Origin of the sequence: Mesorhizobium album (genome assembly GCF_033977205.1) — a bacterium.
Lineage (GTDB): Bacteria > Pseudomonadota > Alphaproteobacteria > Rhizobiales > Rhizobiaceae > Mesorhizobium > Mesorhizobium album.
The window spans coordinates 63,361-87,170 of the sequence record NZ_JAVIIW010000010.1 but is presented as its reverse complement, the minus strand read 5'-3'; the positions used below and the strand labels follow the sequence as shown (position 1 = coordinate 87,170).

Genomic DNA, 23,810 nt, shown 5'->3' with positions numbered 1-23,810 from the left:
GAGCAGAAGAATACCAGCAAACACGGCAAAGGCGAGGCGGGTTCCAAAATCGTGAAGAGGTACGCGCCGATTTATGGTCAGAAATTCGCGGGATTTGTGTTGGAGCCGCAGACCAGAACGGCCACGCGCTCGCCGGGAGCCGGCGCATAGCGGCCGGAAAGCATCCCGGCAAAGGCGGCGGCCCCGCCGGGCTCGGCGATGATTCGCACGCGGTCCCAGAGCGCTTTCTGCGCAGCTACGATGTCGTCGTCGCTGACCAGGATCGAGCGCTCGACGAAGGCTTCGGCAATCGGGAACATCATTTCGCCGACGCGCTTCGGCGCCAGCGAATCGGCGGCGATCCCTTCGGCCGGCGCATTGACCGGCTTGCCGGCCTCAAAGGCACGGTAAAGCGTCGGCGCGCCCTCGGGCTCGATGGCGACGATGCGGATGCGGCCAGCGAACCAGGCGGCGATGCCGCCGATCAGGCCGCCGCCGCCGACGGCGACCAGAAGCGTGTCGATCTGAGGCAAATCAGCCTCGATCTCGAGGCCGAGCGTGCCCTAGCCGAGCAAGGTCTCCTGCTGGTTGAAGGCGTGGATCTGCAGGGCGCCGGTCCGGGCGGCAAAATCCTCGCTCGCGGCCAGCGCCTCGGCATAGCGCGCGCCGCCGACGACCAGCTCGGCGCCATAGCCGCGGATGCGCTCGAGCTTCGCCGGCGGGCTGACCTCGGGCACGAAGATGGTGGCCTTGTGCCCGAGCTTCATGGCGGCATAGGCGACGGCCGCGCCATGGTTGCCGCCCGAGGCGGCGACGACGCCAGCTTTCGGCACCTGCCGCTCGAGCAGGTTGGTGAAGGCGCCGCGCGCCTTGAACGAGCCGGAATGCTGCAGGCATTCGAGCTTGAGATCGACCGGGAAGGCAGGCCGGCCGAAATCAGCCATGTCGACGTGCATCACCGGGGTGTGCCGCACGAAGGGGCGAATGCGCGGCTCCACGGCCGCGATGCGTTCGCGCGTGATCATGCCTGTACCGTCCGACGTGCGTGTCTCCGACGTACTTGGGTTCAACATGGCTTGCTCCTCGGGATTGACTTCAATTAGTAACTTAGCAAAATGCCTAAATGCAAGAGGTCGACATTCTCAAGGCGATCGCCAACGAGCGCAGGCTGCAGATCCTCGATTGGCTGAAGGATCCGCGCGCGCATTTCCCGCGCCAGGTCGACGGCGATCTGGTCGAAGACGGCGTCTGCGCCCTGCTGATCGCCGAAAAGCTCGGCATCACCCAGGCGACGCTCAGCGAGCATATGCGCGTGTTGACTCAGGCGGGCCTGCTCTCCACCAAGCGCACCAAGCAATGGATATTCTACCGCCGCGACGAACAGAAGATCGCCGAAGCCAAGGCGCTGCTCGTGCGGATCTAGGCGCGGCTCAGCGCGAGATGCGCTATTTCAGCCAATCCGGGATCGAATCCAGCCCGATCAATTCCTCATAGGTCTGGCGCGGCCGCGCGACGTGAAAACGGTCGCCGTCGACGAGCACTTCCGGCACCAAAAGCCTGGTGTTGTAGGTGCCGGCCTGCACCGCGCCATAGGCGCCGGCCGTGGAGACGGCGATGAGGTCGCCGGCCTTCAGCCTGGGCAGATCGCGGTCGAGGCCGAGGAAATCGCCGGTCTCGCAGACGGGACCGACGACATCGACCTTCATGCGGGGCGTTGCGGCCGGCGGCTGCACCACCGGCCTGATATCGTGGAAGGCATCATAGAGCGTCGGCCGGATCAGGTCGTTCATGGCGGCGTCGACAATGAGGAAGTTCCTGGCGTCGCCTTCCTTCACATAGATAACTTCCGAGACCAGGATGCCGGCATTGCCGACGATCAACCGGCCAGGCTCGAACATCACCTTGAGGCCAAGCCGGGTGACATGCTTTCTCACGATCTCGGCATAGGCGTCGGGCAGCGGCGGCGGGCTGTTGTCGGTGCGGTAAGGGATGCCGAGGCCGCCGCCGAGATCGACATGCTCGATGGCGTGCCCGTCAGCGCGCAGCACGCCGACCAGTTCCACAAGCAGCGCGAAGGCATCGTCGAAAGGCTGCAGCTCGGTGATCTGGCTGCCGATATGCGTGTCGATGCCGGTCACCCTGATGCCGGGAAGCTCGGCGGCGCGGGCATAGACCTGGCGCGCCCGCTGCCATGGAATGCCGAACTTGTTCTCGGCCTTGCCGGTCGAGATCTTCTTGTGGGTCTTGGCGTCGACATCCGGATTGATGCGCAGCGAGATCGGCGCCACCTTGCCGAGGGCCACGGCGCGCGCCGACAGCAGTTCCAACTCCGGCTCGGATTCGACGTTGAAGCAGAGGATGCCGGCCGTGAGCGCAAAGTCCATCTCGCGCGCGGTCTTGCCGACGCCCGAGAACAGGATCTTGCTGGCGGGGATGCCGGCGGCCAAGGCGCGGCGCAATTCGCCTTCCGACACCACGTCGGCGCCGGCGCCTTGGCCGGCAAGCGTCTTCAGCACGGCCTGGTTGGAGTTCGCCTTCATGGCGTAGCAGATCAGCGCGTCGAGGCCGGCAAAAGCCTCCCTGAAGACACGGAAATGCCTGGTCAGCGTCGCCGTCGAATAGCAATAGAAGGGTGTACCCACCTCAGCGGCGATATGGGGAATTGCGACATCTTCGGCATGGAGCACGCCGCCGCGGTAGTCGAAATGGTTCACGACAGTATTCCGGAAATTGGAGCACGATGAGATCGGATGATCTCATCGGCTCTAGAGCAAGGGGTCGAGGATGAACTTCTTGTCCTTCACCGGTTTCTCCGGCTCGGGCGGCAAAGGCTGCTTGGCCTTTTCCGCATCCTTGCGCGCCTGCACGGCCGCCTCGTAGGGCGTATCGAGGCCGGTCTTCCTGCCGCAGGCCGTTACGGTGGCAACCGCCGCGAGCAGCGCGAGCGTCACCAAAATCCTGCTTCCGGTCATCGATCCATCCATTCGAAACTATTTTCTTGTGCAGCGCTTTTAGCCGAGTTTTGGGCGCAATGCATCCTGGCATTACGCCTTGGCCAGGCGCTTTTTCCAGTAGCGGATCTGCTTCTTCACTTCCGACGGCGCAGTGCCGCCGAAGCTGACGCGGCTCTTCACCGAATTCTGCACCGCAAGCACCGAGAAGATGCCGTCGGTGATACCGGAATGGATCGAGCGCAGGTCCTCCAGCGAAAGCTTTTCCAGCCCGACCTTCTTTTCCTCGGCAAGCGCCACGGCGCGGCCGGTGACGTGATGGGCCTCGCGGAAGGGGAGGCCGAGATTGCGCACCAGCCAATCGGCAAGGTCGGTGGCGGTGGCGTGGCCGGCGCCGGCGGCCTTCTTCATGGCGGCGGCATTGACCGTCATGTCGCGCACCATACCGGTGGTCGCGGCCAGCATCAGGTCGAGCGTCTCGGCGGCGTCGAAGACCGATTCCTTGTCCTCCTGCATGTCCTTGCCGTAGGTCAGCGGCATGCCCTTCATCACGGTCAGCAGGCCGACGAGGTGACCGTTGATGCGACCGGTCTTGCCGCGCACCAGCTCGGCGGCGTCCGGGTTCTTCTTTTGCGGCATGATCGAGGAGCCGGTGGAGAATGAATCCGACAGCCGGACGAAGCCGAATTGCGGCGTCGACCAGATGATGATCTCCTCGGCAAGCCGCGACAGATGCGTGCCGCAGATCGCCGCGATCGAGAGGAACTCGAGCGCGAAGTCACGGTCCGACACGCTGTCGAGCGAATTGCGCATCGGCTCGCGGAAGCCGAGCGCCTTCGCCGTCATGTGGCGGTCGATGCCGAAGCTGGTGCCGGCAAGGGCGGCGGCGCCAAGCGGGCTTTCGTCCATGCGCTCGATGGCGTCGCGGACGCGCGCGAGGTCGCGGCCGAACATCTCGACATAGGCCATGCAATGATGGCCGAAGGTCACCGGCTGCGCGGCCTGCATGTGGGTGAAGCCGGGCATCACGGTCGCGGCGTGTTCCTCGGCGCGCTCCAGGAAAGCGGCGATCAGGTCTTTCAGCGCCCGGGCGACGCGCTGGCATTCCTCCTTGACCCAAAGCCTCAGATCGACGGCCACCTGGTCGTTACGCGAGCGGGCTGTGTGAAGCCTCCCGGCGGCCGGGCCGATCAGGTCGGCGAGGCGCGCCTCGACATTCATGTGGATGTCTTCGAGCTTGGTCGAGAATTCGAACTTGCCCGCCTCGATCTCTTTCAGAATCGTGTTCAGCCCGTGAGCGATTTTTTCTTGATCGGCCGCCGAAATAATGCCCGTCTTCGCCAGCATCTCGCTATGGGCGATCGATCCGCGGATGTCCTGCGCGTATAGTTTGCGGTCGAAAGCGATCGACGCATTGATCGCTTCCATGATCGCGGCCGGACCCGAGGCAAAACGTCCGCCCCACATCTGGTTGCTGGCCTTCTTGTCGCTCATCGCTATAACCCGTGCTCCGGAGCAGTTTTTACGAAAATGGCAGACGGCAATAGTTTCTTCCCGGCCCCGCGCCTCATCCTCGCCGCCCTGGTAGCGGGCGTGCTGGCGGGCGCGGTCGCGGTATATGTCAGCGAGAGCGGTTCTGGCAACAACGCCCCGCCGCCGCAGGTCGCGGCCGGCAACGGCAAGGACGATGTCGCCTGCAAGGCCAAGGCCGAGCGGGCCAAGCAGGTCGCCGCGAAGGCCGTCGGCCAGGTCGCGGCGCTGCAGCCGGCCGATCCGCCGCAGTCGATGAAGAGCCTTGCCTTCAACGGACCCGACGGCAAGCCGATGACGATTGCCGACCATGCCGGCAAGACCGTGCTGCTCAATCTCTGGGCGACATGGTGCGCGCCCTGCCGCGCTGAAATGCCGGCGCTCGACGCACTGCAGAAGGAAAAGGGCAGCAGCAGCTTCGAGGTCGTCGCGGTCAATGTCGATACCGGCGACGACGCCAAGCCGAAGAAATTCCTGAAGGAGATCGGCGTCCAGACGCTCGGTTATTATAGGGATGCGACGATGGGCCTGTTCAACGAGGCCAAGACGCGCGGTCTGGCGCTGGGGCTGCCGGTGACGATGCTGATCGACGGCGATGGCTGCCTGATCGCGCATATGAACGGCCCGGCGGAATGGTCGAGCCCGGACGCCAAGCGCCTGGTGGAAGCCGCGCTGGCGCCGTGAACGCGGACGCCATTCACCGCGACGCTCACCCCACGCGGACAGTGACGATCAGCGCATCGTGATCGGCGCTCGGGCTGCCGTCCGGCAACAATGCCGGAAAGGGGCGGCTCGCTTCCTGCCAGGGCCGCGCGTGAAGAACCGGTCGATGCGGCTGACCCGGCGTCGGATGGCCTGCCACCCGCCGTTGGGTCGCTTTCGTGGGACGCCTCGCCGTCTATCTATTGCGGGACAGGCATGTCGTTCGTCAAAATTTAGCCGGGTAACCACGAGGGGGACTTTCCGCCGCTTTTCGGCGCCCTAGCTTCCTACGCCGCCGATATGACGCTTCATGCCGGCGCGACCGCCGAGGGGGAGGAGAGACTGGCTGTCCACAGGGCCGCAGCTACTGGTCTGGGGCCACAACAGAACTGTCACATACCTTCTCTAAGAGAGCGGCAAGGACTTGCGCAAAACCTTGTCAAACTGCCACTCAAGAGGGAAAAACCATGACCATCATCAAGCGGGGCCTCACCGCCCTTGCCGCCGGCGCGCTCAGCACCGCGCTCGCGGTTCCTGCCTTTGCAGAGCCGGTGAAGTTCGATTTCTGGTTCGGCCTGTCGGGCGATCTCGCCCGCGTCGTCGACACGATGTGCAAGAACTTCAACGCCTCGCAGTCCGACTATGAAGTGGTCTGCACCAGCCAGGGCAATTACGACGCGACGCTGCAGAACACCATCGCCGCCTTCCGCGCCGGCAAACAGCCCACCGTCGTCCAGGTCTACGACGTCGGCACCGCCACCATGATGCTGTCGGGCGCCTACAAGCCGGCCGACAAGCTGATGGAGGAGAACGGCTACAAGATCGACTACAGCGACTATTTCCCCGGCATCGCCCGCTACTACGCGACCTCGAAGGGCGAGATGCTGTCCTTCCCGTTCAACTCGTCGACGGCGCTGATGTACTGGAACAAGGACGCCTTCGGCAAGATCGGCAAGACCGAGGCGCCGAAGACCTGGGAAGATGTCGGCGCCGACCTCAAGGCGCTGAAGGAGGCCGGCTACGATTGCCCGATGGCGATCAACATCTCCGGCAACGAAAGCTGGCAGCTGATGGAGCAGTTCTCGGCCATCCACAACCAGCCGATCGCCACCAAGAACAACGGCTATGACGGCCTCGACGCCCGCCTGGAGATGAACAAGACGAAGTTCGTCCAGTACGTCACCGACTTGAAGAAGTGGTATGACGCCGGCTTGGTCAAGATCAAGTCGAAGGACCTCGGCCAGGACATGGTGCAGGCTTTCGCCACCGGCACCTGCCAGATCATCATGACCTCGGTCGGTGACCATGGCACCGTCGGCAAGACCCAGAAGGAAGGCATGAACTGGGATGTCGCGGAGCTGCCGGTCTATGCCGGCACCGAGCGCAAAAACTCGCTGGTCGGCGGCGCCTCGCTGTGGGTGCTCTCCGGCAAGTCGGACGCCGAATACAAGGGTGCTGCCGCCTTCCTCAACTTCATCCACGACCCCAAGACCGCTTTGTTCTGGTCGACCAATACCGGCTACATCCCGGTGACGAAGTCGGGCTTCGAATACATGAAGTCGAGCGGCTTCTACGACAAGGCGCCCTATAAGGGCCGTGAAGTGGCGATCGCTAGCCTGACCGCCTCGGAGCCGACCGAAATCACCCGCGGCATCCGGCTGGGCAACTTCACCCAGATTCGCGCCGAGTTCGGCACGCAGATGCAGGCGATCTTCGCCAACAAGGTCAGCGTTCAGGACGGCATCGACGCGCTGGTCAAGAACGGCGACGCCATCCTCGACCGCTTCCAGCAGACCTATCCGAACAAGACGCTGCCCTAAGCAGCAGACATATCGAGGCCGCCCGCCGATTTTCTTCTCAGCATGATCCTTCCCGAAAACCGTGTTGCGACTTTTCGAGATCATGCTTCAATCGGCGGGCGGCCGCTTCCTGTCCAACCATAGGCTGGCCGCGCCTGCGGCGTCGGATCGATGGAAAAACGCGTCACTTTCGGCAAATGGACGATCGGCATCCTGTTCGCGGTGCCTCAGCTCATCCTGATCTTCACCTTCTTCTACTGGCCGGCGGGACAGGCGGTCTACTGGTCGCTGACGCTGCAGCAGCCCTGGGGCGGCGGCAACATCTGGGTCGGGCTCGACAATTTCCGCTCAATCCTTGCCAACGCTGACTACTGGAATTCGATCACGGCCAGCCTCGTCTTCGCGGCGACCAGCACGGGGCTGGCGATGGTCATCGCGCTGGTGCTCGCCACCTTGACCGACCGCCAGCTCGCCGGCTCACGTCTCTACCGCGTCGTGCTGATCTGGCCTTATGGCATCGCCGCGCCGGCGCTGGCGATGGCGTTCCGCTTCATCCTGGCGCCGGAAGCCGGCTTCATGGCCGCCGTCAACAAGTTCTGGCCGGGCTTCTGGGACCCGGGCCTCAACGGCGCCGACGCCATGGCCTCCGTCATCATCGCCTTCTCGTGGAAATATGTCGGCTATAATTTCATCTTCTTCCTCGCCGCGCTGCAGGCGATCCCGCGTTCGCTGATCGAAGCGGCGGCCATGGATGGCTCCGGGGTCGTGCGGCGCTTCTGGGATATTCAGTTTCCGCTGATCACGCCGACGATCTTCTTTCTCCTGGTCATCAACATCACCGAGAGCTTCCAGGATTCCTTCGGCATCGTCGACATCATGACCGCCGGCGGCCCGGCCAACGCGACCAACCTGATGGTTTACAAGATCTATTCCGACGGCTTCAAAGGCCTCGACTATTCGGGTGCCGCCGCGCAGAGCATCATCCTGATGCTGCTCATCATCCTGCTCACCATCGTCCAGTTCCGCTTCATCGAGCGGCGCGTGCATTATCGCTGAGGCGGCCATGGTCGAGCGCACCCCGATCCTCAACTTCTTCACGCATCTCATCTTGTTCGTCGGCTTCGTATTTTGCGTGGCGCCGTTCGTCATCGTGGCGATCGCCGCCTCGCACAATCTGAAGGACGTGAATGACGTGCCGATGTCGCTGCTGCCGGGCAGCGATTTCTGGGTCAACATCAAGACGGCCTGGACGACGGCCGATCTCGGTCCGAAACTCTTCAACAGCTTCGTCATGGCGGCGGGCGTCGCCGCCGGCAAAGTGATCATCTCGGCGCTCACCGCCTTCTCGATCGTCTATTTCCGCTATCCCGGGCGTATGCTGATCTTCTGGCTGATCTTCGTCACGCTGATGCTGCCGCTCGAAGTGCGCATTGTGCCGACCTATGCGGTCGTCGCCAACGTGCTTTCGCCCTATCAGGCGATCATGGACGCGACCGGGCTCTCCTGGCTGATCGAGAAAGTGTCGGGCGTGCAGGTCTCGCTCAGCCTCGGGCTGCTCAATTCCTATACCGGCCTGATCATGCCGCTGATCGCCACCGCCACCGGAACTTTCCTCTACCGCCAGTTCTTCCTGACGGTGCCGGACGAGCTGACGGAAGCCGCGCGCATGGACGGCGCCGGCGCGCTTCGCTTCTTCATCGACATCCTTCTGCCGCTGTCGCGCAACAACATGGCGGCGCTCGGCACCATCATGTTCCTGTGGGCCTGGAACCAGTATCTTTGGCCGCTGCTCATCACCACCGATCAGTCGCATGCGACCGCGGTAACCGAGCTGAAGCAGCTCATCCCCAATGTCGGCGGCGCTCCGGAGTGGCATATCGCCATGGCCGGCACGCTGATCGTCATGCTGCCGCCGCTGATCGTCGTGGTGCTGATGCAGCGCTGGTTCGTGCGCGGCCTGATCGCCACCGAAAAATAGGGAGACGATAAAATGGCCTCCATCACCATCCGCGACGTCAGAAAGAGCTACGCCAAGATGCAGGTGGTGCACGGCGTCAATCTCGACATCGCATCGGGCGAGTTCGTCGTCATCCTCGGACCGTCGGGCTGCGGCAAGTCCACGCTGCTTCGGATGATCGCCGGGCTCGAGGAGATCTCCGACGGCACGATCGCCATCGACGGCACGGTGGTCAACAAGCTCGAGCCGCGCGAGCGCGGCTGCGCCATGGTGTTCCAGAACTATGCGCTCTATCCGCATATGAGCGTCGCCCAGAATATCGGCTATTCGCTGAAGGTGGCCGGCGTTCCGGCGGCAGAACGCACGCAGCGCATCCAGGCCGTCGCGCGCATCCTGGAGCTGGAGCATCTGCTCGACCGCAAGCCGATGGCGCTGTCCGGCGGCCAGCGCCAGCGCGTCGCCATGGGTCGCGCCATGATCCGCGAGCCGAAAGTGTTTCTCTTCGACGAACCGCTCTCCAATCTCGACGCCAAGCTGCGCGTGCAGATGCGCTCGGAAATCCGCAAGCTGCACCGGCGGCTCAACGCCACCTCCGTTTTCGTCACCCACGATCAGGTCGAGGCGATGACGCTGGCCGACCGGCTGGTGGTGATGAATGGCGGGCGCGTCGAGCAGGTCGGCACGCCGGCGCAAGTTTACAGCCGGCCGGCGAGCCGCTTCGTGGCGACCTTCGTCGGCGCGCCGGCGATGAATATGCTCGAAGGCACGGTCACGCTCGACGGCGTGTCGCTGCTCGGCGACAGCCGCAAGCTCAGCGTGTCACGCGCGGGCCTCCCCGTGGGCTCGAAGGTTGCGGTCGGCATCCGGCCTGAGGCCGTGCGCATGGTGGCGCCTGGAACGCCGGGCGCGCTCGACGCGACGGTGGACCTGGTGGAAGAGCTTGGCGCCGGCCGCGTCGTCTATGTCGATCTCGACGGGGCGCCGTTCTCCGTGGTGACCTCCGAGACTGTCCACCCCAAGCCGGGCAGTGCCGTCGGTCTGCAGTTCGCCGAGAGCGACCTGCATTTCTTCGCGTCGGAGACCGGAAGCCGGCTCGACGTTTTCAAGGCTTCGGTGCCGGAGCCGGCGCTGTAAGCAGCCGGCTGGCCGACTTTTGCAAGATTGATTGAGGGTTCATGGAATGAAGATCATCCAGGTTACCGACGTCCATCTCGGCCGTCGGGGCGAAATGCGCTTCGGCGCGAACCTCAATGAGCGGCTCGATCGCTGCATCGACCATATCAATGCCCGCCATGGCGATGCGACGCTCTGCGTCTTCACCGGCGACCTGACCGAGTCCGGCGAAACGGAGAGCTATGCCGACCTGAAATCGGCGCTCGGCCGGCTGTCCGTGCCCTACCGGCTGCTGCCCGGAAACCATGATCGCCGCGTCAACCTCATCGCCGCCTTTCCGGAAAACAGAACCGACGGCAACGGCTTCGTGCAATCGGTCTTCGATACGACGGAGGGGCGGCTGGTGTTCCTCGACAGTCTGGCCGAAGGACGCGTGACCGGGGAACTGTGCGACAATCGCCTGGCCTGGCTCGACGCCCGGCTTGCCGAGGCGGCCGGCAAACCCGTCTATCTGTTCCTGCATCATCCGCCGGTCGAGCTTGGCCTAACCATCCTCGATCCGCTTGGCCTCGAACAGCCGCAGCGGCTGCTCGACGTGCTCGCGCGCCACGGCAATGTCCGCTACATCTTCTTCGGCCATGTGCATCGCGACATTGCCGGTACGGTCGCCGGCATCCCGTTTTCGGCGCAGCGCGGCCTGCATGCCCGCTTCGTGCTCGACCTGGTGGGCGACGAAGTAGTCGAGCAGGCGCCGCCCGCCTATTCGGTCGTCCTGATCGACGGCGCCCGCGTCGTCATCCACAGCTGCGACTTCCTGGAAAACTGGCCGCTGTGGTCGCCGGCGACAGGCCAGCGCGTACGGTAGAGCAGCGGCAGCCAACCTGCGGTTCAGGCAAACACATGCGCCTTGCCGGAGACGGTGAGGCGCACGATCTCGCCGACCGCCGGCGCGTCCATGCCCGTCTTGCGCAGGATGAGCGGCGTGTTGCCGATCGCGGCTGCATCCGGCGGGTCGGGGCTGTTGAGCAGCCGCACCGCGATGGTGCAGACCGAACCGGCGAATTCGGAGTCCGTCACTTCGCCGAACAGCATGTCCGGCGTTCCCGACATGCCCTCGCGCGAGGTCCGCTTGAGCAGCACCTGCTCGGGCCTGAGCATGATGCGGGCGACGTCGCGCCGCTCCGCGGTGTCGACGGCGATGCGGCCGAGCGGCGAGATGGCAAAGCCGTCGGCGATCTTGGCCGGCACGATGATGGCGTCGCCGAGGAACTCGGCAACCATCCTGTCCCTGGGCCGGAAATAGAGCTCGCGCGGCGTGCCGACCTGCGAGAACAGGCCGTCGCGCATCACAGCCACCTGGCTGGCGAAGGACAGCGCTTCGGCCTGGTCGTGGGTGACCAGGATGGTGGTGATGCCGGCATCCTCTAGCAGCTCGGCAACCGCCTTGCGCATCGAGGCGCGCAAGCCCGTGTCCAGCGCCGAGAACGGCTCGTCGAGCAGCATGAGCCGCGGCTTCATGGCCATGGCGCGGGCGAGCGCGACGCGCTGCTGCTGGCCGCCCGAGAGCTCGTGCGGCCGGCGTTTCAAGACAGCCTTGTCCAGTCCGACGATATAGGCGAGCTCGACGATGCGTTCCGTGCGTTTGTCCTCGCCGCGCGCCATGCCGAAACCGATATTGTCGGCGATGGTGAGATGCGGGAACAGCGCGCCGTCCTGCGCCACCACGCCGATGCCGCGGCGGTGCGCCGGCACCGCGGTGTGGCCATTGGCCAGAACCTTGCCGTCGAGCGCGATGCGGCCGCTATCAGGAGCCTCGAAGCCGGCGATCAATCTCAGCAAGGTGGTCTTGCCGCAGCCGGAGGGGCCGACGATCGCGGTGCGGCTGCCGCTTTCGACGCGCAAGTCGACGCCGGCGAGCGCCGCCACCTTGCCATAGTATTTCGCCACGCCGCTGAGTTCGAGGAAGCTCATCGTCCGGCCATCCGCTTCGACTGGACATAGAGCATTAAGGTCATCGGCAGCGACATCGCAACCATGATCAAGGCGTAAGGCGCGGCGGAGGCGTAATCGATCTCGCCGCTATAGGACCAGAAGGCCATCGCCAGCGTGCGGGTGCCGTTCGGCGCCAGCATCTGGGTGGCGGTCAGTTCGTTGGTGATGCCGAGCGCCACCATCGCCATGCCGGCCGCGGCGCCCGGTGCCGACAGCCGGATCGTCGTCGCCCACAGCGCCTTGAGCGGCGGGCGGCCGAGGCTCGAAGCGGCGCGTTCGAGCTCCACCGGCGCCTGCGCGATCGAGGCGCGCAGGCTGACCAGCGCGCGCGGCAGGAACATCAGCGCATAGCCGAAAAGGATGGTGAACAGCGTCTGGTAGAGCGGTAAGGCGATGCGCACCGTGATGGTCACCAGGGCCAGGGCGATGACGACACCCGGCAGCGATCCGACGATGTAGTTGCAGCTCTCGAGCAGCCGCTGCAAGCGGCCCGGCGCGCGGATCGAGATCCAGGCCATCGGCATGGCGGCGATCGTGGCAAGCAGCGCACCGGCGATGGCCAGGAACAGCGTCTGGCCGAGCGCCAGGCCGATCTCGTCCCAACGCCAGACCTCGGCGCCGCCGGCGAACAGCCAGCGGCCGACGGTGACGAAGGGCACGCCGAGCGTCAGCAGCGCGGTGCCGGCGGGCAGCAGCAGGCAAGGCAGCGTGGCGCGGCCGAGCCGTACGCGCTGCTGCTGGCGCGCGGCGCCGGAGCCGACGCGCGCATAGCGCTCCTCGCCGCGCACGATCACCTCCACGCCCAAAAGCACGAAGCAGCAGGCGATCAGCACGGCGGCGAGCATGTTGGCCGCCGGGCCGTTGAAGGTCGACTGGAACTGGTCGACGATCGCGGTGGTGAAAGTGTCGAAGCGGATGAAGACATAGAGGCCGTATTCGGCAAGCAGATGCAGGCCGACCAGCAGCGAGCCGCCGCAGATGGCCAGCCTCAACTGCGGCAGCACGACGCGCGCGAAGACGCGCCATGGGCCGAGGCCAAGGGCGGCTGCCGCATCTTCCAGCGCCGGGTCGAGACGGCGCAACGCCGCCGCGATCGGCAGATAGAGGAACGGGAAATAGGCGATGACGGAGACCAGCACGCCGGCCCAGAGCCCATGCAGGCCAGGCACAAGGCTGATCCAGGCGTAGCTGTGGACGAAAGCGGGAATGGCGAGCGGCGCGACCGACAGCCACGACCACAGCCGGCTGCCGGGCAGGTCGCTGCGCTCGGTCAGCCAGGCGAGCGCCACAGACAGCACAATCGCGACCGGAACCGACACGACGACGAGCAGGATGGTGTTGACCAGGAGCTCGCCGACGCGCGGACGGAAGATCAACGCCAGCACCGTTTCCCAGCCGGTCTGGATCGCTACCCAGACGATGAAGGCAAGCGGCAGCAATGCGATCAGCGAGACCAGAGCGGCGGCAAGTGTGATCCACGACGCGGACTGCCGGCTCTGCCTCGCGGCAGCCGGCAGTCCTGAACGCGTGAGGTCGACCACGGACGCCATCAGCCGGAATGTGCCGCCTGGAAGCGATCCGATGAACCGCGGATGCGGTCGCAAACTAAGATGATCGGCATCGACGAGGCCATCTCCAAAACAAAAGCGCTCCCGCGGAAAGCGAATTCCCGCAGGAGCACGGTCGGTGTCCTTTTAGGACGAACGCGAACTAAAGCAAGCCGGCTTGCGTCATCAGGTCGATGACCTTCTTGGAGTTCAGCGTCGCAGGATCGACTTTCGGCGCCTGCAGGTCGGCTAGCGGCACCAGCTTCGGGTTGGACTCCGCACCCTTGCCGACCGCGTATTCATAGGACGTGCCGGTCTTCAAGATCTCCTGGCCGCCCTTGCCGGTGACCCACTTCAGGAAGGCCTGCGCTTCCTTCGGATGCTTGCTAGACGCCAGCACGCCGCCGCCAGAGATCGACACGAACGCGCCCGGATCCTGGTTCTTGAAATAGTGCTGCCCGATATTCCTGCTGTTCTCGCCGGTCTTGGCCTGATCGCCGAAATAGTAATAGTGGAAGATCACGCCGCCATCGATCTCGCCGGCGTTGACCGCCTTCATCACGGTGCTGTTGCCCTTGTAGGCGGTGGAGTTCGCCTTCATCGCCTTCAGCCAGTCGGCGGTTGCGGCTTCGCCCTTGAGCTCAAGCAGGGCGCTGACGATGGCCTGGAAATCGGCGCCCGACGGCGACGCGGCCCAACGGCCCTTCCAACTTGGATCGGCGAGATCGAGCAGCGACTTGGGAAGCTGGTCTTCCTTCAGCTTGTTCTTATTGTAGGCAAAGACGGTGCTGCGCGCGGCGACACCCACCCACTTGCCGCTCGAGGGCTGGTATTCCTGCGGCACCTGGGCCAGCGTATCGGCATCGACCGGCGCGAACAGGCCGGCGGCTTCGACCAGCGCCATCGCCGGCGAGTTCTCGGTCAAGAACACGTCGGCCGGCGAAGCGGCGCCTTCGGCGACGATCTGGTTGGAAAAGTCGCTGTCGCCGCCGTTGCGCAGCGTGACCTTGATGCCGGTCTCCTTGGTGAAGCCCTTTGCCCATTCCTTGGCGAGGCTCTCATGCTGGGCATTGTAGACAATGATGCCCGCATTCTCCGCGTTTGCCGGGCCCGCGGTCAGGCCGAGCGCCAGCGCGGCGGCGCCGGCAAGGGTGGAAAGGGCAAGTTTCATGGGCATCGTCCTTGAATCTGGAGACAGGGTGTTCGATCACGGACGCCACCTATCAATACCTGATTAGGATAGTCAACATTCTTACCCTGCTTCAATCGGTCGCCGCGCCGCAAACTTTCGTGATTTTGCGGTACTTTGGCTTGGACATTATTTCGCCCGCCACGTAACAAACCAGGGCCGAGACGCGAACATCGGGGGTGAACTCTTGTGACCGGCAAGGACGAAGCCGAGCTCTCCCGGCTGCTGAGGGCCGCGATCGCGGGAGACGAAAGGGCTTATGCCGACTTTCTGCACCGGACAGCCGCCCTCGTCCGCGGCTTCGTCCGGCGCAAGATCGTTCAGGGCGGGGTCGACCCCGAGGATGTCGTGCAGGAAACCTTGCTGGCCATTCACGTGAAGCGGCACACCTGGCGCGAGGACGCGCCGGTCCTGCCGTGGGTGTATGCGATCGCCCGTTTCAAGCTGATCGACGCCTTCCGCAGGCGAGGCCGGCGTATCGAGGTCGAGATCGACGAGATCGCCGAGACTTTCGCCGAGCCGGAAGCGGAGACGGTCAGCGAGCGCGACATAAACCGGGCGCTCGACGGCCTGCCGCCTTCGCAGCGCTCCGTGGTTTCGGCGATTTCGGTCGACGGGAGCTCGATCGGCGAGACGGCGGCCAAGCTCGGCATCAGCGAGACGGCGGTGCGCGTGTCGCTGCACCGCGGACTTGCCGCGATCGCCAAAAGGTTCGGACGACAATGAGAACCGAGGACCTCATCAAGGCGCTTGACGCCGATGCCCGCAGCAAGGCGATGCCGCTCGGCAGGGCCTGGTGGCTGGCCGTCGGCGTGGCGGCGGTGGTCGCGGCAGCGGTCTTCTTCATGACGATCGGCCCGCGTCCCGACTTCATGGCCGCCACGCACACAATGCGCTTCCTTTCCAAATTCGTCTTCACCGTCGCACTCGGTGTCAGCGCCTTCGCCCTGATCCAGGCGTTGTCGATCCCCGGCGCGTCGAGCAGGCACGCGAAACTATGGATGCTTGCTGCGCCCGTGTTGGTCGTGATCGCCGTGGTCCTGGAGCTTTTCGTCGTCCCCGAGGCTGAATGGGGCAGGCGGCTTGTTGGCACCAACTGGTACATCTGTCTGACCTTCATCCCGCTGATCGGCATCGGCCCGCTTGCAGTCTTTGTGGCGGCGCTGCGTTATGGCGCGCCTACGCGACCGGTGCTGGCCGGCACGGTCGCCGGTCTGCTTGCCGGCGGGCTCTCGGCGACCCTTTACGCCGCGCATTGCTTCGACGATTCGCCGCTTTTTGTCGCCACCTGGTATACGATCGCGGTCCTCATCCTGGCCGGACTCGGCGCGCTTGGCGGGCGGTTTTTCGCCCGCTGGTAGGATTGCACACCGATCCTTAATCATGCGGCAATTGTTTGCCGGCTAGCGGAGTGATCGCCGCCGCTCGCGCAACCATTCCTTAAAATCGATCCACCAGGGTTGCGCCAACGTGCAGTTGCGCATTGGGGTGGGATCGCATTGTGGCGTGGTTGAGTTTGAATGCTCCGCGGACCGGCAAGCGCGCCGTGCTGGTCTTGATGACAGCCGGCATCGTTGCCGTGGCCGCATCGATTCTGGCGCCGGGCTTTCAGCTTAGCGTCGAGGCGCTCAGGGTCTGCCTGCAGCTGTCGATTGCCGTGATCGGCGCGTCGCTTTTCCTGTTCGCGCTGTTCATTCGCCGGATCGCGGACGACCATCGGCAAATCGCCGAAAGCGAACAGCGCTTCCGCCGCGCGATGGAGGATTCGGCAATCGGCGTCGCCATCGTCGGTCTCGACGGCCGTATCGTGCAGACCAATCCAGCCTTCGCTGCCATGCTCGGCTACAGCCGCGCGGAAATCGAGGCGATGACCTTCTTCCAGATCACGCATCCGGACGATCTGCAGCTCGGCCGGGAGACGATGGTCGCGCTGAAGGAGGGAAAGATCGATTCCTTCCATTTCGAAAAGCGTTACCTCAAGAAGGACGGCACTCCGGTCTGGGCGCAGCTCGCCGGCTCGGTCATCCGCGAAGAGGAGACAGGCAAGCCGCTCTATCTGGTGTCGCAGATCGAGGACATCGATGCGCGCAAGCAGGCCGAGGCGCGCATCGCCGAGGCCGAGACGCGGTGGAACTTTGCGCTGACGAGCGCCGGACAAGGCGTCTGGAGCCTCGACATGCGCAAGGGCGGCACGACCTACTCCGAAACCTGGGTGAGGATGCTTGGTTATGACGATGGCGAGCTCGACGGCGACCCCGACCTCTGGCTGACCATGATCCACCCGGACGACCGCGGTCGCGTGGCGGAGGCGGACCGTGCGCATCTTGCCGGCGAGACGCCGTTCTTCGAGGCCGAGTTCCGGATGCGCCACAAGGATGGTCATTGGGTCTGGATCCTCGATCGCGGCAAGGCGATCGAGCGCGACGGCGAAGGCCGGCTGATCCGGGCCATCGGTAGCCTGACCGACATCACCCAGCGCAAGCAGGCCGAGGAGCGCCTCAAGGTCTCGGCAGCCATGCTGGCCGACGAGAAGGAGCGTCTCAGGGTGACGCTGCAGTCGATCGGCGATGCCGTCATCTGCACTGACGCCGCCAACCGCATCACCTTCATGAACCCCATCGCCGAAAAGCTGACTGGCATCGCAGCCGCCGAGGCGCTGGGCAAGACGCTCGGTCATGTCTATTGGGCGGTCGACGAGGAAACCGGGCAGCGGATCGGCCTGACGCCTTCTTCCGCGGGCGAGCGCCTTTACAGCGACCAGAATACGCGCGCCGTTCTTGTGCGGGGCGACGACACGCGTTGCAGCATCCGCCAGGTGGTGTCGCCGATCATGAACGACCGCAATGAATTCTGCGGACTGGTCATTGTCTTCCAGGATTTCACCGATGCGCGCGCCCTGCAGCGCCAGCTCGCTTACGCAGCCGCACATGACGCTCTGACCGGGCTCGCCAACCGCTCGAGCTTCATCCGCACGATGGAAGAGCTGGTCGATCAGTGCCGTCTCAACGGCGGCGAGCACCAGTTCCTGTTCGTCGACCTCGATCATTTCAAGGCGGTCAACGACACCGGCGGCCACGCCGCGGGCGACGCGCTGCTGAAGCGTGTCGCCGATGCGATCCGCAATGTGCTCGAGCCTGACGACATCGTCGCCCGCCTCGGCGGCGACGAGTTCGCCGTCATCCTGAAGTCGGGTGCGCCGGCCAGCGGGTCGGTCGCGGCGCGTTCCGTCATCGATGCCATCCGCAACCTTGACTTCAGCTGGGATGGCCGCCCGCACTCGATCGGCGCCAGCATCGGACTCGCGCCGATCCGCGCCGGCTACGGCGAAGTGGACGAGATCATCGCCCGTGCCGACGCCGCCTGCTATGCCGCCAAGGCGGCAGGACGCGGATGTGTTTCGGCAGCACCGGACGAGGACATGATGGAAGAGACGGTGACGCCGCTTGCCGCGGCGTCCTGAGCATCAGCTGAGAAAGCTTAGGGCGGTTCAGGCGCAATTCCGGGCGGAAAACCGCTACGCACTTTTCCTGGAATTGCTCTAGCGCGTCGGTACCGGATGGTCGCCGCGATAGTCGTAGAAGCCGCGGCCGGTCTTGCGGCCGAGCCAGCCGGCCTCGACATATTTCACCAGCAGCGGGCAGGGGCGGTATTTCGAATCCGAGAGCCCCTCGTGCAGCACCTGCATGATCGAAAGGCAGGTGTCGAGGCCAATGAAATCGGCAAGCTGCAGCGGTCCCATTGGATGATTGGCGCCGAGCCGCATGGCGGTGTCGATGGCATCGACCGTGCCGACGCCTTCGTAGAGCGTATAGATCGCCTCGTTGATCATCGGCAGCAGGATGCGGTTGACAATGAAGGCCGGGAAATCCTCCGAGACGGTGATCGTCTTGTCGAGTCGATTGACGAAGGCCTTGGCCGCCTCGAAGGTCTTGTCCTCGGTGGCGATGCCGCGCACCAGCTCGACCAGCTTCATCACCGGCACCGGGTTCATGAAATGTATGCCGATGAAGCGCTCGGGCCGGTCGGTCTGCGCGGCGAGCCGGGTGATAGAGATCGACGAGGTGTTGGTCGCGAGAATCGCTTCCGGATTGAGCTGCGGGCAGAGCTGGGCGTAGATCTTGCGCTTGACCGTCTCGTCCTCGGTCGCCGCCTCGATCACGAGGTCGGCGGCGGCAAGATCGGCCATGACCGAGGCAGCGGAGATGCGCGCCATCGCTTCGTTGCGCGCCTTTTCCTCGAGCTTTCCCGAGCCGACCTGGCGGGCCATGTTGCCGCTGATGGTGGCGATGCCCTTCTCAATGCGGTCGGACGAGATGTCGTGGATCAGCACCTTGTAGCCGGCCAGCGCCGAGACATGGGCGATACCGCCCCCCATTTGACCCGCGCCGACAATGCCGATCGTCTCGATCTTGCTCATTACCCCAATCCCGTCTGGAGCATTTCCGCTTCTTCGAAGCGCGGAAGAGCTCCCATCTCTTGTTTCGCGCAATTCCGAACGCAAAACCGCTGCACACTTTTGCTGGAATTGCCTCAAGCCTGCTTTTTTGTGCAGCGCAAACTAAAAGGGCGGGGCGACTTCGTCTACCCCACCCTTTGGATTTTAATATGCCTGAGCAGAAGGCGTCAAAGCGCCTTTTGCAGCTCCGGCAGAATGACGAAGAGATCGCCGACCAGGCCGTAGTCGGCAACCTGGAAAATAGGCGCTTCCTCGTCCTTGTTGATGGCGACGATCACCTTGGAGTCTTTCATGCCGGCCAGGTGCTGGATGGCGCCGGAGATGCCGCAGGCGATGTAGAGGTCGGGAGCGACCACCTTGCCGGTCTGGCCGACCTGCCAGTCGTTGGGGGCATAGCCGGCGTCGACCGCAGCGCGCGAGGCACCGACAGCGGCTCCCAGCTTGTCTGCGACCGGCAGGATGACTTCCTGGAACTTCTCCGCCGAACCCAGCGCGCGGCCGCCGGAGATGATGATCTTGGCCGAGGTCAGCTCCGGACGGTCGGTCTCGGAGAGCTTGTTCTCGACGAAGCTGGAGAGGCCCGGATTGGCAGCGGCATTGACCGTCTCGACGGAAGCCGAGCCGCCCTCGGGCGCAGCCTGGAAGGAGGCGGTGCGCACCGTGATCACCTTCTTGGCGTCGGTCGCCTGCACGGTCTGGATGGCGTTGCCGGCATAGATCGGCCGCTTGAAGGTGTCGGGCGAGACCACCTCGATGATCTCGGACACCTGGGCAACGTCGAGGAGGGCCGCCACACGCGGCGCGACATTCTTGCCGACCGATGTGGCCGGCGCAACGATCGCATCGTAGGAGCCCGCGAGCGAAACCACGAGCGCGGCCAGCGGCTCGGCCAGACGCTCGGCAAGCTCATCGGCTTCGGCCAAAAGCACCTTGCGCACGCCCTTCAGCTTGGCGGCGGCGTCGGCGGCAGCCTTGGCGCCCTTGCCGGCCACCAGCACATCGACGTCCGAGCCGATCTGGAGGGCCGCCGACAGTGCCTTGGCGGTCTGGTCGGAAAGGGTTGCGTTGTCGTGTTCGGCGATGAGGAGAATTGCCATTTTCCTGTTCCTTTCCTGACCGCTTTAGAGCACGCCGGCTTCGTTCTTGAGCTTGTCGACCAGCTCGGCGACGCTCTTGAGCTTGACACCCGCCTTGCGGCCGCCGGGCTCCTCGGTCTTGATCACCTTGAGGCGCGGCTTGACGTCGGCGCCGTAGTCGGCCGGCGTCTTCTCGTCGAGCGGCTTCTTCTTGGCCTTCATAATGTTGGGCAGCGAGGCATAGCGCGGCTGGTTGAGGCGAAGGTCGGCGGTGACGATCGCCGGCATCTTCAGCTCCACCGTCTGCAGGCCGCCGTCGACCTCGCGCGTGACCTTAGCCTTGTCGCCGGCGAGCTCCACCTTGGAGGCGAAGGTGCCCTGCGCCCAGCCAAGAAGTGCGGCCAGCATCTGGCCGGTCTGGTTGGAGTCGTCATCGATCGCCTGCTTGCCGAGGATGACGAGGCCGGGCTTCTCGGCCTCGACCACGCCCTTCAGCACCTTGGCGACGCCGAGCGGCTCGGTCTGCTCGTCGGTCTTGACCAGGATGGCGCGGTCGGCGCCCATGGCGAGCGCGGTGCGGAGCGTCTCCTGCGCCTGCTGCGGACCGATCGACACGACGATGATCTCCTCGGCCTTGCCGGCTTCCTTGATCCGGATCGCTTCCTCGACGGCGATCTCATCGAACGGGTTCATCGCCATCTTGACGTTGGCGAGCTCGACGCCCAGTCCGTCGGCCTTGACCCGGACCTTGACGTTCGCATCCACAACCCGCTTCACGGGCACAAGGATCTTCATTTCCTGTCACCTCTCCTGAGATAGTCGGGCGCGCTATAGCAGTGTGCGCCTGGTCAGAGTTGTCGAAAGCCGACATTCCGGACGGAATATCCGTCCAGTGTGGGCGTTTCCGTAGTGGCGGCAATCCGGCGCGTCAATATGTGCGACGCACTCAAATCGGTTCAATCCTGACCGGGAGCAGCGCCTCGGCCCCATTGCGGCGTCGGCTGCGCCGAGCCGGGCGCGTTGCCGGTGGGCTCGACGGGGACGGGCATCGGCTGGACCGTCGGCGCGGGGTCCGGCTCGCCGTCGGCGCCGGCAAGCAGCGGCACGCCGCGGCTGCGCAGCACCAGCACCAGGGCAGCCCCGGCGATGATGCCGCCGATATGGCAGGCCCAGGAAATCTGATCCTCGCCGCCCGCGGCAAACATCACGATCTGGAACAGGATCCAGAGGATGAGCGGGATGAAGGCGGGGATGCGCAGGGGGATGCGGGCGAAGGCCAGCACCCAGACCTTAACCCTCGGATAGAGGATCAGGTAGGCGGTGACGACGCCGGCGATGGCGCCGGAGGCGCCGATCAGCGGCACCTGCGAATCCGAGGCCACAAGGCCCTGGAAGAGGGCGCCGGCGGCCGCGCAAGCGAGGTAGAAGATCAGGTAGCGGATGTGACCGAGCGCATCCTCGACATTGTCGCCGAACACCCACAGGAACAGCATGTTGCCGCCGAGATGGAAGATGTCGGCATGCAGGAAGGAATAGGTCAGATAGCTGAGGCTCTCGGGGATGACGACGAATTCGGGCGATAGCTCGACCTTGTCGTGGACCACCGACGGGATGAAGCCGAGACCGAGCACTGCGGCATTGGTGACGTTTTCGCCGCCGATCGTGGTCGCGAAATAAACCAGCGCGTTCACTGCGATCAGGCCGATCGTCACATATTGCAGGCGGATGTGGCGCAGCCTGTTGGTGTCATAGAGCGGGATAAACATTGGATCCTGCTGCGATCCCCGATTGTCAGCGGTTCTTGCCGGGAACCCATAGCACGTCGGCCTTTCCGTTGTCATTTACCGCTCGAGCGGCGACGAACAGGAAGTCCGAAACGCGGTTGATGTATTTCAGCGCCTCGCGGTTGACGTGCTCGGCAGGATGCTGCGCCAGCGCCACCATGATGCGCTCGGCGCGACGCGCCACCGTGCGGGCAAGATGGAGGGCGGCGGCCGCCGGCGTGCCGCCGTTCAGCACGAAGGACTTCAGCGGCTGCAGGTCCTTGTTGAGGAGATCGATATCCTTTTCGACCCGCTCGGTCTGCGCGGCGACGATGCGCAGCGGCTCGTAGTCGAGCGTCCTGCCGGCGTCAGGCACGGCGAGATCGGCGCCGAGATCGAAAAGGTCGTTCTGGATGCGCGAAAGCATGGCATCGATCACCGGGTGCTCCTTTCCGGTGTGGATGCGGGCCATGCCGATGCAGGCATTGGCTTCGTCCACTGTGCCATAGGCTTCGACGCGCAGATCGGACTTCAGTCGCCGCTCGCCGCTGCCGAGGCCGGTGGTGCCGTCGTCGCCGGTGCGGGTATAGATCTTGTTGAGCTTGACCACGCCTTACCCCCGTCCCTTTACTTGCGGGTGAGATAGACTGTCAGCAAAATCAGCACCAAAGCTATGAACTGCAGCAGCACACGCGCCTGCATCAGCTTGTTGGAGGTGATGGCGGAACCGCCGCGCATCATGTTGACGAGGCCGCGGAGCAGCACGACCACGACGGCAGCCAAGGCGACGATGGCAAGGATGTTGAAGACGGTTCCCATGGGCAGGCTCCAGTTCGGTTTCGGTCAGGCGCGCCTGGCGAGCACGCGGTAGAGCGCTGATGCCGGCAGGATGCGCTTGAGCACCACGCCGATCTTGGCCGGCACCGTTACCACATAGTGCGGGCGCGGGCGCTGTGACAGAAGCGCGTGGCGCAAGGCGGTGTGAACCACCTCCGGCCCGGGCTTCAGCCGCGACACGCTGCCGCCCGCCTGCAGCCGGGCGAGCTGCGCCTGGTAGTCGGCGCGGTGGACGGAGTTCTCGACGTCGATGTTTTTCAGGAACCAGGCCAGGCCGTTGCTGGCGATCTTCGAGGTCACCGGTCCGGGCTCGATCAGAGAGAGGTGGATACCACTGCCTTCGAGCTCCTGGCGCAGGCACAGCATCAAGCCTTCGATGGCGTGTTTGGAGGCTGAGTAAGCGCCGCGAAAGCGGACCGGGGCGAGCCCCAGGATCGAGGAGCAATGGACGAGGCGGCCGTGACCCTGGCGCCGCATGACCGGCACGATGCGCCGCGTCAGATCGTGCCAGCCGAAGAAGTTTGCTTCGAACTGCTCGCGCAGCGCCTCGACCGACAGATCCTCGACCGCGCCGGGCTGCGCGTAGGCGCCGTTGTTGAACAGCGCGCCGAGCGTGCCGCCCGTGCGCTCCAGCACCGCGTCGGCCAGCGCCGAGATGGACTCCGGTTCACGATAGTCGAGATAGAAGGCCTCGATGCTGTCGGCCTCCAGCGCGGCGATGTCGGCCGGCTTGCGCGCCGTGGCGAACACGCGCCAGCCTTCCGCCTTCAATGCCCGCGCGCAATGGGCGCCTATGCCGGAGGAAGCCCCGGTGACGATAATGGTGCGCAACTCTTTGGCTATTGGAATCGCGGTTTGACCTGGGGTTGCCATTTGCCGCAATCACTTCCCATATTCGCGGCGTCGACACAATCGATCG

23 protein-coding genes and 1 pseudogene are annotated in these 23,810 nt (G+C 64.6%); 10 read left to right on the top strand and 14 right to left on the bottom strand.

Annotation, left to right across the window (positions count from 1 at the left end):
- Nucleotides 1–77: 77 nt before the first annotated feature.
- Nucleotides 78–1,004: pseudogene (locus RFN28_RS11020) on the bottom strand (threonine/serine dehydratase).
- Between the two features lie 98 nt (nucleotides 1,005–1,102).
- Between RFN28_RS11020 and RFN28_RS11015 the strand changes: the two are divergent.
- Nucleotides 1,103–1,402, top strand: coding sequence for an ArsR/SmtB family transcription factor (locus RFN28_RS11015; protein ID WP_320287366.1), 300 nt, complete (start codon nucleotides 1,103–1,105; stop codon nucleotides 1,400–1,402).
- A gap of 22 nt (nucleotides 1,403–1,424) precedes the next feature.
- Here RFN28_RS11015 and lysA read toward each other — a convergent pair whose 3' ends face one another.
- The 3 genes from lysA to argH all read right to left on the bottom strand — a co-directional run bounded on the left by lysA (nucleotide 1,425) and on the right by argH (nucleotide 4,424).
- Nucleotides 1,425–2,693, bottom strand: coding sequence for a diaminopimelate decarboxylase (gene lysA, locus RFN28_RS11010; protein WP_320287365.1), 1,269 nt, complete (start codon nucleotides 2,691–2,693; stop codon nucleotides 1,425–1,427).
- Between the two features lie 51 nt (nucleotides 2,694–2,744).
- Entirely contained in the window at nucleotides 2,745–2,951 is a 207-nt protein-coding gene (locus RFN28_RS11005; protein ID WP_320287364.1) for a lipoprotein, read from the bottom strand.
- 72 nt (nucleotides 2,952–3,023) lie between these two features.
- Complete coding sequence (gene argH, locus RFN28_RS11000) at nucleotides 3,024–4,424, bottom strand: argininosuccinate lyase (protein ID WP_320287363.1); 1,401 nt, start codon at nucleotides 4,422–4,424, stop codon at nucleotides 3,024–3,026.
- Between the two features lie 36 nt (nucleotides 4,425–4,460).
- On the opposite strand from argH, the gene tlpA reads away from it, so the two are divergent.
- The 6 genes from tlpA (at nucleotide 4,461) to RFN28_RS10970 (ending at nucleotide 10,896) form a co-directional block, all read left to right on the top strand.
- Entirely contained in the window at nucleotides 4,461–5,144 is a 684-nt protein-coding gene (gene tlpA, locus RFN28_RS10995) for a thiol:disulfide interchange protein TlpA (RefSeq protein ID WP_320287362.1), read from the top strand.
- Nucleotides 5,145–5,629: 485 nt separating this feature from the next.
- The gene (locus RFN28_RS10990) at nucleotides 5,630–6,982 is read left to right on the top strand and encodes an extracellular solute-binding protein (RefSeq protein WP_320287361.1); all 1,353 of its coding nucleotides are present in this window, start codon (nucleotides 5,630–5,632) and stop codon (nucleotides 6,980–6,982) included.
- Between the two features lie 150 nt (nucleotides 6,983–7,132).
- On the top strand, nucleotides 7,133–8,017 hold the full coding sequence (locus tag RFN28_RS10985; protein WP_320287360.1) for an ABC transporter permease subunit: 885 nt from the start codon (nucleotides 7,133–7,135) through the stop codon (nucleotides 8,015–8,017).
- Between the two features lie 7 nt (nucleotides 8,018–8,024).
- Nucleotides 8,025–8,939, top strand: a complete 915-nt coding sequence (locus RFN28_RS10980; protein WP_320287359.1) for an ABC transporter permease subunit — start codon at nucleotides 8,025–8,027, stop codon at nucleotides 8,937–8,939.
- A gap of 12 nt (nucleotides 8,940–8,951) precedes the next feature.
- Nucleotides 8,952–10,052 (top strand): sn-glycerol-3-phosphate ABC transporter ATP-binding protein UgpC, encoded by a 1,101-nt coding sequence (gene ugpC / locus RFN28_RS10975; RefSeq protein WP_320287358.1) that lies wholly within the window; start codon nucleotides 8,952–8,954, stop codon nucleotides 10,050–10,052.
- A 46-nt stretch (nucleotides 10,053–10,098) separates the two neighbouring features.
- A complete protein-coding gene (locus tag RFN28_RS10970; RefSeq protein ID WP_320287357.1) occupies nucleotides 10,099–10,896 on the top strand; it encodes a phosphodiesterase in 798 nt (265 codons plus the stop codon).
- Nucleotides 10,897–10,919: 23 nt separating this feature from the next.
- Here the strand turns inward: RFN28_RS10970 and RFN28_RS10965 are convergent, their stop codons facing one another.
- The 3 genes from RFN28_RS10965 to RFN28_RS10955 all read right to left on the bottom strand — a co-directional run bounded on the left by RFN28_RS10965 (nucleotide 10,920) and on the right by RFN28_RS10955 (nucleotide 14,741).
- Nucleotides 10,920–12,002 carry an ABC transporter ATP-binding protein gene (locus RFN28_RS10965; protein ID WP_320287356.1) on the bottom strand — a complete coding sequence of 361 codons (1,083 nt, stop codon included), beginning with the start codon at nucleotides 12,000–12,002 and terminating at the stop codon, nucleotides 10,920–10,922.
- Complete coding sequence (locus RFN28_RS10960; protein ID WP_320287355.1) at nucleotides 11,999–13,573, bottom strand: ABC transporter permease; 1,575 nt, start codon at nucleotides 13,571–13,573, stop codon at nucleotides 11,999–12,001. Before RFN28_RS10960 ends, RFN28_RS10965 begins: the two co-directional genes overlap by 4 nt.
- 160 nt (nucleotides 13,574–13,733) lie before the next feature.
- Nucleotides 13,734–14,741 (bottom strand): iron ABC transporter substrate-binding protein, encoded by a 1,008-nt coding sequence (locus RFN28_RS10955; RefSeq protein WP_320287354.1) that lies wholly within the window; start codon nucleotides 14,739–14,741, stop codon nucleotides 13,734–13,736.
- 207 nt (nucleotides 14,742–14,948) lie between these two features.
- Here RFN28_RS10955 and RFN28_RS10950 point away from each other — a divergent pair, with 207 nt between their 5' ends.
- The 3 genes from RFN28_RS10950 to RFN28_RS10940 all read left to right on the top strand — a co-directional run bounded on the left by RFN28_RS10950 (nucleotide 14,949) and on the right by RFN28_RS10940 (nucleotide 18,219).
- On the top strand, nucleotides 14,949–15,485 hold the full coding sequence (locus tag RFN28_RS10950; protein ID WP_320287353.1) for a sigma-70 family RNA polymerase sigma factor: 537 nt from the start codon (nucleotides 14,949–14,951) through the stop codon (nucleotides 15,483–15,485).
- A complete protein-coding gene (locus RFN28_RS10945; protein ID WP_320287352.1) occupies nucleotides 15,482–16,120 on the top strand; it encodes an NrsF family protein in 639 nt (212 codons plus the stop codon). Before RFN28_RS10950 ends, RFN28_RS10945 begins: the two co-directional genes overlap by 4 nt.
- Nucleotides 16,121–16,275: 155 nt before the next feature.
- Entirely contained in the window at nucleotides 16,276–18,219 is a 1,944-nt protein-coding gene (locus RFN28_RS10940) for a PAS domain S-box protein (protein ID WP_320287351.1), read from the top strand.
- A 78-nt stretch (nucleotides 18,220–18,297) separates the two neighbouring features.
- Here the strand turns inward: RFN28_RS10940 and RFN28_RS10935 are convergent, their stop codons facing one another.
- The 7 genes from RFN28_RS10935 to RFN28_RS10905 all read right to left on the bottom strand — a co-directional run bounded on the left by RFN28_RS10935 (nucleotide 18,298) and on the right by RFN28_RS10905 (nucleotide 23,764).
- Nucleotides 18,298–19,176 (bottom strand): 3-hydroxybutyryl-CoA dehydrogenase, encoded by an 879-nt coding sequence (locus tag RFN28_RS10935; protein ID WP_320287350.1) that lies wholly within the window; start codon nucleotides 19,174–19,176, stop codon nucleotides 18,298–18,300.
- A gap of 206 nt (nucleotides 19,177–19,382) precedes the next feature.
- Nucleotides 19,383–20,312 (bottom strand): electron transfer flavoprotein subunit alpha/FixB family protein, encoded by a 930-nt coding sequence (locus RFN28_RS10930; protein ID WP_320287349.1) that lies wholly within the window; start codon nucleotides 20,310–20,312, stop codon nucleotides 19,383–19,385.
- A 24-nt stretch (nucleotides 20,313–20,336) separates the two neighbouring features.
- Nucleotides 20,337–21,086 (bottom strand): electron transfer flavoprotein subunit beta/FixA family protein, encoded by a 750-nt coding sequence (locus tag RFN28_RS10925; protein ID WP_320287348.1) that lies wholly within the window; start codon nucleotides 21,084–21,086, stop codon nucleotides 20,337–20,339.
- 161 nt (nucleotides 21,087–21,247) lie between these two features.
- Nucleotides 21,248–22,057 (bottom strand): rhomboid family intramembrane serine protease, encoded by an 810-nt coding sequence (locus RFN28_RS10920; protein WP_320287347.1) that lies wholly within the window; start codon nucleotides 22,055–22,057, stop codon nucleotides 21,248–21,250.
- Nucleotides 22,058–22,082: 25 nt separating this feature from the next.
- Nucleotides 22,083–22,664, bottom strand: coding sequence for a cob(I)yrinic acid a,c-diamide adenosyltransferase (locus tag RFN28_RS10915; protein ID WP_320287346.1), 582 nt, complete (start codon nucleotides 22,662–22,664; stop codon nucleotides 22,083–22,085).
- Between the two features lie 17 nt (nucleotides 22,665–22,681).
- Entirely contained in the window at nucleotides 22,682–22,873 is a 192-nt protein-coding gene (locus RFN28_RS10910; protein ID WP_320287345.1) for a twin transmembrane helix small protein, read from the bottom strand.
- A 24-nt stretch (nucleotides 22,874–22,897) separates the two neighbouring features.
- Nucleotides 22,898–23,764 carry an SDR family oxidoreductase gene (locus RFN28_RS10905; protein ID WP_320287344.1) on the bottom strand — a complete coding sequence of 289 codons (867 nt, stop codon included), beginning with the start codon at nucleotides 23,762–23,764 and terminating at the stop codon, nucleotides 22,898–22,900.
- Between the last annotated feature and the right edge of the window lie 46 nt (nucleotides 23,765–23,810).